The following is a 5,313-nucleotide window of genomic DNA, read 5'->3' on the forward strand; positions in this document are numbered from 1 at the left end:
GTTTTTATTGGTTTTATTATTTTTTATTAATGTGATATTTTGGCTTTTGCTATTCCATATTTACATTTTGTAGGGTGACAGGGTTAATTTAATTTGCTATGCGGAAAATCCAATTTGTGACATTGATTGGAAAAGGAAAATCTTCAAATAACCAATTTTTGCTATCACGAATCGTCCTGTCTAATTACATTCAGGCACTCTACACGCTGTCTTTGAATAAATAGATGGCAAGAAATTGCTATAACAACACGATTTTTCCAGGTCTGAGAATGCGCAGTTTGCCAACAATTTTCAGCGGCCTCTTCCTATAGTAGGTATCGTTGTACTCTACGACCAGCAAGGGTCCGCTGGTAAGGACACGAACGCTTCTAAGAAGGTGTCACAATGAATGATTCACTGAAAGCGCAATGCATTGCCGAGTTTTTGGGTACCGGATTGTTTTTGTTTTTTGGTATCGGCTGCCTTAGCGCACTGAAAGTCGCAGGCGCCAGTCTGGGTCTCTGGGAAATTTGTATTATTTGGGGTCTGGGTATTTCGCTTGCGGTTTATCTGACGGCGGGAATTTCCGGAGCGCATTTGAACCCGGCCATCACGGTTGCACTCTGGTTATTTGCCTGCTTCCCGGGACGTAAAGTTCTGCCTTACACCATCGCACAGGTTGCGGGGGCATTTGGTGGCGCGGTGCTGGCTTATCTGCTTTACGGCAATTTATTCACCGAGTATGAAACTGCCCACAACATGGTTCGTGGCAGCGCAGATAGCCTCTATCTGGCCAGTATTTTCAGTACCTATCCGGCGGCCGCACTGAGCGTGTGGCAGGCGGCTGGGGTCGAAATCGTCATCACCTCTATCCTGATGGGGTTGATCATGGCGCTGACCGATGATGGTAACGGTGTGCCTAAAGGGCCACTGGCACCGCTGCTGATCGGTATTCTGGTGGCGGTGATTGGGGCATCCACAGGCCCATTAACCGGCTTTGCCATGAACCCGGCGCGTGATTTTGGTCCTAAGCTGTTCGCCTGGATGGCAGGTTGGGGAGATATTGCGATGACTGGCGGACGCGATATTCCGTACTTTATTGTGCCGATTATTGCGCCATTGATTGGTGCATGTGCGGGCGCGGCTATCTATAAGTACCTTATCGGTAAAAATTTGCCCTGTAATACGTGTAAAATCGAAGAGACGGACGCGTAATTTTGGCTGGCGTGGCTAATATCACGTCTTTAATTTCTTTTTCGTGATCTGCTTTCACGAACTGACTAAAAAGTCTCCCCACCCAGGGAGACTTTTGTTATTGTCCCTTGTGCTTTCTGTCATTTACATACAAGGATGGGGATGATAAGAAGTAAATGTAAAATTTATGTTTTCATTATAACAATGGATTAACTGAGGGATTTTATCATGATTTCTGCGAGCACCCTGAACTCAGAACTCATTAATAAAATCGCACAGGATTTTGCGCAAGCGACCAGCCTGGCTGTTGTGGTTGTCAATATTCACGGTGATGAGATTTCTGAGCTGTTTAATTTCACACCTTTTTGCCAACTGATGCGTCAGCATCCGCAACACAGTACCCGGTGTCGTATGAGCGATCGCTGTGGGGGACTGGAAGCGTCAAAATCGGATCAACCCTGTATCTATCGCTGCCATGCCGGGCTTACCGATTTCTCTATTCCTCTCGTGATCGCAGGCCATCTTGTTGGATTCGTTCTGTGCGGCCAGGTGCGTTTACGTAACGATGATGGTGCCGATCTGCTCGATATCATGAAGGTTGACGATCGCTGGCAGGCCGATCCTGAACTGCTCAATGAGTTCAGTAATGTCCCGGAAATGGACTATTCTCGCGTGATGGCCTCGGCGGATCTGCTCAAACTCATTGTTGAAAACTGCCTCAAGAAGCAACTCAATTTCGTGGTGATCAAAGACAGCACGCAACCTGCTGAGCCTTCACGCCCGACCCGCGCCGCCAGCCCTCATGACAGCAAAATGAAAAAGGCGTTACGCTATATTGATGCCCACTTGTCAGACGATCTTCGCCTTGAAGATGTGGCCTCGCACGTATATCTGAGTCCATACTACTTCAGCAAACTGTTCAAAAAATATCAGGGTATTGGTTTTAACGCGTGGGTCAATCAACAGCGCATGGCCAGTGCCAGAGAGCTGCTTTGTCACAGTGACTGGAGCATTGCCAGTATTGCACGCAATTTAGGTTTTTCGCAAACCAGCTATTTTTGCAAAGTGTTCCGTCAGACTTATCAGGTTACGCCGCAGGCCTATCGGCAAAAAATAAATGAAAACTTGCCTGCAGAATCGGCATAAATAGCAATATTTTGCTATTGCCGATTTTTGATATTCCCGCGTAATCCGGTCATTTATAATGGTTAAGCGTTTTTAGTACAGCAATAAATTGTCATAGCGCAATAAAATATCGCTCTTTGCGGAATAAACTTCACCAGTTTTTATTTCTGTGATGAGATACAGTGTCATTGTTAAGAGGTTTCATTATTCTCTTGCATGACATTTCATTCAGAATTGTATTATTGCGGCGTTTTTTGTTGATAAAAAATGCGTAACGAATAAGTAACGAAAAGTATTGTTGTGATGAGGAGAATTCAATCTGTTCATCATTTAAGCCGACAGGTTTGACACATTTGTGTCTGGGAAGGGGGTGAAAATCCCCCGCAGCCCCCGCTGCTGTGATGCTGACAACCCCGTGAAGACCACTGATCGCAAGATTGGGAAGGACGGGCGAGGACGACGCTAAGCCAGAAGACCAGCCTGTCGGATACTACCAACAACTTCGGTGGGAAGTGGGTTGCTCAGATGCGTACAGTCGGAAGACTGGGTGTCAGTACATCCCTACCACCCTGAACAGGATCAGGGTCATGGCGGCAAAGCAGTACGCGTTTGTTCTGGCAGGTACCGGTAGCGGCTGTGGTAAAACCACAGTGACGCTGGGCTTGCTGAACGTGATGAAACAACGTGGTTTACGCGTCCAGCCCTGCAAAGTCGGCCCTGACTACCTTGACACCGCCTGGCATACTGCCATCAGCGGTACCGCCTCCCGTAATCTCGACAGTTTCATGCTCCCCGAGCCGGTGCTTAATGCGCTGTTCCGCGAACAGATGCAGGATGCAGATATTGCAGTGATCGAAGGGGTGATGGGGCTGTTCGACGGTTACGGTACAGATCCTGACTATTGCAGTACCGCCGCGATGGCCAAACAGTTGGGCTGTCCGGTCATTCTGCTGGTTGACGGGAAAGCCGTTTCTACTTCCATTGCCGCCACGGTGATGGGCTTCCAGCATTTCGACCCGACGCTGAACATTGCCGGCGTCATCGTTAACCGCGTAAACAGTGAGTCCCATTTCCAGTTGCTGAAAACCGCTATCGAGCACTACTGCGCTGTGCCGGTGCTGGGTTACGTCCCGCGCGTTGATGGCGTCGCGCTACCCGAACGGCATCTGGGACTGGTAACCGCGCGTGAGTCCGTCGTCAATCAACAATCGTGGCAGGATTTCGCCGCCCGGCTGGAAAGTACGCTGGATATCGATCGGTTGCTGGCGTTAAGCCACATTCAGGCATTGCCGCCAGGCGAATGGCCAGAACGTCCTGCGCCCAACGCCGGAGAAGGACTGACGCTGGCGATGGCTGATGATGAGGCCTTTAATTTTTATTATCCCGATAACGTGGCGCTGCTGGCGCGTACCGGCGTCAACATTGTGCGCTTCAGCCCGCTCCACGATCGCGAATTACCCGATTGTCAAATGGTCTGGCTGGGCGGCGGTTATCCGGAACTGCACGCGTCCGCGCTGGCGGCCAATACCACTATGCTGACAAGCCTGCGCGAGGCGCATCAGCGCGGTGTCGCCATTTATGCCGAATGCGGCGGATTAATGTACCTCGGCAGCCTGCTGGAAGATGCCGACGGGGTTGAGCATCGCATGGCCGATATCCTTCCCGGTCGCAGCAAAATGGGTAAACGGCTGACCCGCTTTGGCTATTGTGAAGCGCGGGCTTTGCAGCCCACGCTGCTGGCCGCGGAAGGCGATGTGCTGCGCGGTCATGAATTCCATTACTCCGATTTTTCCCCTGAAACCCCCGCTGTACTGGCTTGCCGTAAAGTCCGTGACGGTCAGACGGTGCAGGCGTGGTCCGGTGGCTGGCGAACGGGCAACACCTTCGCCAGCTACCTGCACGTTCATTTCGCCCAACGTCCGTTAATGCTTAATCACTGGCTGAATGCCGCGCGGGAGGCGTTATGACGCTACTGGCATGGTGTGTGGCCTGGCTTCTCGATGTCGTGATTGGCGACCCACCAGACTGGCCGCATCCGGTGCGCTGGATAGGCAATCTGATCACTGCCGTGCAGCGGATTATCCGCCGCTACTGCCACAGCGACCGGGCGTTACGCATTGGTGGTGGGGTGATGTGGCTGGTGGTTGTCGGCTTGACGTGGGCGGTTGCCTGGGGCGTGTTGCACCTGGCGGCGTGGATTCATCCTTGGCTCGGTTGGGTCGTTGAAGTCTGGATGATTTTCACCGTGCTGGCGGGGCGCTGTCTGGCAACGGCGGCGCAAGAGGTTGAGCGCCCGCTGCGCGAAGGTAACCTTGCACAAAGCCGCGAAAAGCTCTCGTGGATTGTGGGGCGCGACACATCGCAACTTCAGCCAGAACAGATCAACCGGGCGGTCGTGGAAACCGTGGCGGAGAATACGGTTGACGGCATTATCGCGCCGCTGTTCTTCCTCTTAATTGGCGGCGCGCCGCTGGCGATGGCCTACAAAGCGGTGAATACCCTGGATTCCATGGTGGGTTATAAACACGAAAAATACCGGGCGATTGGCATGGTCAGCGCTCGCCTGGACGACGTCGCGAACTACATTCCTGCACGGCTGAGCTGGCTGCTGCTGAGCGCGGCAGCGGCGCTGTGCCGTCGTGACGGCGTCCGGGCGCTCTGTGTGGGCTGGCGGGATCGCTATAACCACAGCAGCCCGAACTGTGCCTGGGCGGAGGCTTCCGTTGCCGGTGCGTTGGGCATTCGACTGGGCGGCCCGAATGATTACTTTGGCGAGCGCGTTGAAAAACCGTGGATCGGCGACGCGCAGCGCACTATTTCCATAGATGACATTTCCCAAACGATTCGACTGATGTGGGTTGCCTCAACGCTGGCTCTGGTGCTGTTCCTTGTGACGCGCTGGCTGGTAGTGGGTGTGGCCTGAGGATAAATGACAATGCAATACATCCAGCAACCCCAGGCGATTGAAGCCAAAAGTTTTGACATCATTGGCGAGATCATTCATGAAACGCGCCC

Annotated in this window: 4 protein-coding genes, 1 pseudogene and 1 riboswitch; all 5 genes and pseudogenes read left to right on the forward strand. The window is 52.3% G+C overall.

What is annotated here, in order from left to right; all coding sequences use genetic code 11:
* The first annotated feature begins 384 nt into the window (after window positions 1–384).
* Entirely contained in the window at window positions 385–1,194 is an 810-nt protein-coding gene (gene pduF, locus AB7E14_RS19995; RefSeq protein ID WP_044326732.1) for a propanediol diffusion facilitator PduF, read from the forward strand.
* Window positions 1,195–1,401: 207 nt separating this feature from the next.
* Entirely contained in the window at window positions 1,402–2,319 is a 918-nt protein-coding gene (gene pocR, locus AB7E14_RS20000) for a transcriptional regulator PocR (protein ID WP_043000240.1), read from the forward strand.
* Window positions 2,320–2,621: 302 nt separating this feature from the next.
* Window positions 2,622–2,796: riboswitch (cobalamin riboswitch) on the forward strand.
* 89 nt (window positions 2,797–2,885) lie between these two features.
* Window positions 2,886–4,265: a cobyrinate a,c-diamide synthase gene (locus AB7E14_RS20005; RefSeq protein ID WP_058588248.1), complete on the forward strand. Its 1,380-nt coding sequence runs from the start codon at window positions 2,886–2,888 to the stop codon at window positions 4,263–4,265.
* A complete protein-coding gene (gene cbiB, locus AB7E14_RS20010) occupies window positions 4,262–5,221 on the forward strand; it encodes an adenosylcobinamide-phosphate synthase CbiB (protein ID WP_316961822.1) in 960 nt (319 codons plus the stop codon). The genes AB7E14_RS20005 and cbiB overlap by 4 nt, the downstream gene beginning before the upstream one ends.
* 12 nt (window positions 5,222–5,233) lie before the next feature.
* Window positions 5,234–5,313 (forward strand): annotated as a pseudogene (gene cbiC / locus AB7E14_RS20015) (precorrin-8X methylmutase); the annotation flags it as partial.

The organism is Citrobacter sp., assembly GCF_050252275.1.
GTDB lineage: Bacteria > Pseudomonadota > Gammaproteobacteria > Enterobacterales > Enterobacteriaceae > Citrobacter_A > Citrobacter_A amalonaticus.

Bases quoted from the DNA above. Each gene is read 5' to 3' on its own strand.
- pduF (WP_044326732.1), top strand. From the start codon at position 385: ATGAATGATTCACTGAAAGCGCAATGCATTGCCGAGTTTTTGGGTACC.
- cbiB (WP_316961822.1), top strand. From the start codon at position 4,262: ATGACGCTACTGGCATGGTGTGTGGCCTGGCTTCTCGATGTCGTGATT.
- AB7E14_RS20005 (WP_058588248.1), top strand. From the start codon at position 2,886: ATGGCGGCAAAGCAGTACGCGTTTGTTCTGGCAGGTACCGGTAGCGGC.
- pocR (WP_043000240.1), top strand. From the start codon at position 1,402: ATGATTTCTGCGAGCACCCTGAACTCAGAACTCATTAATAAAATCGCA.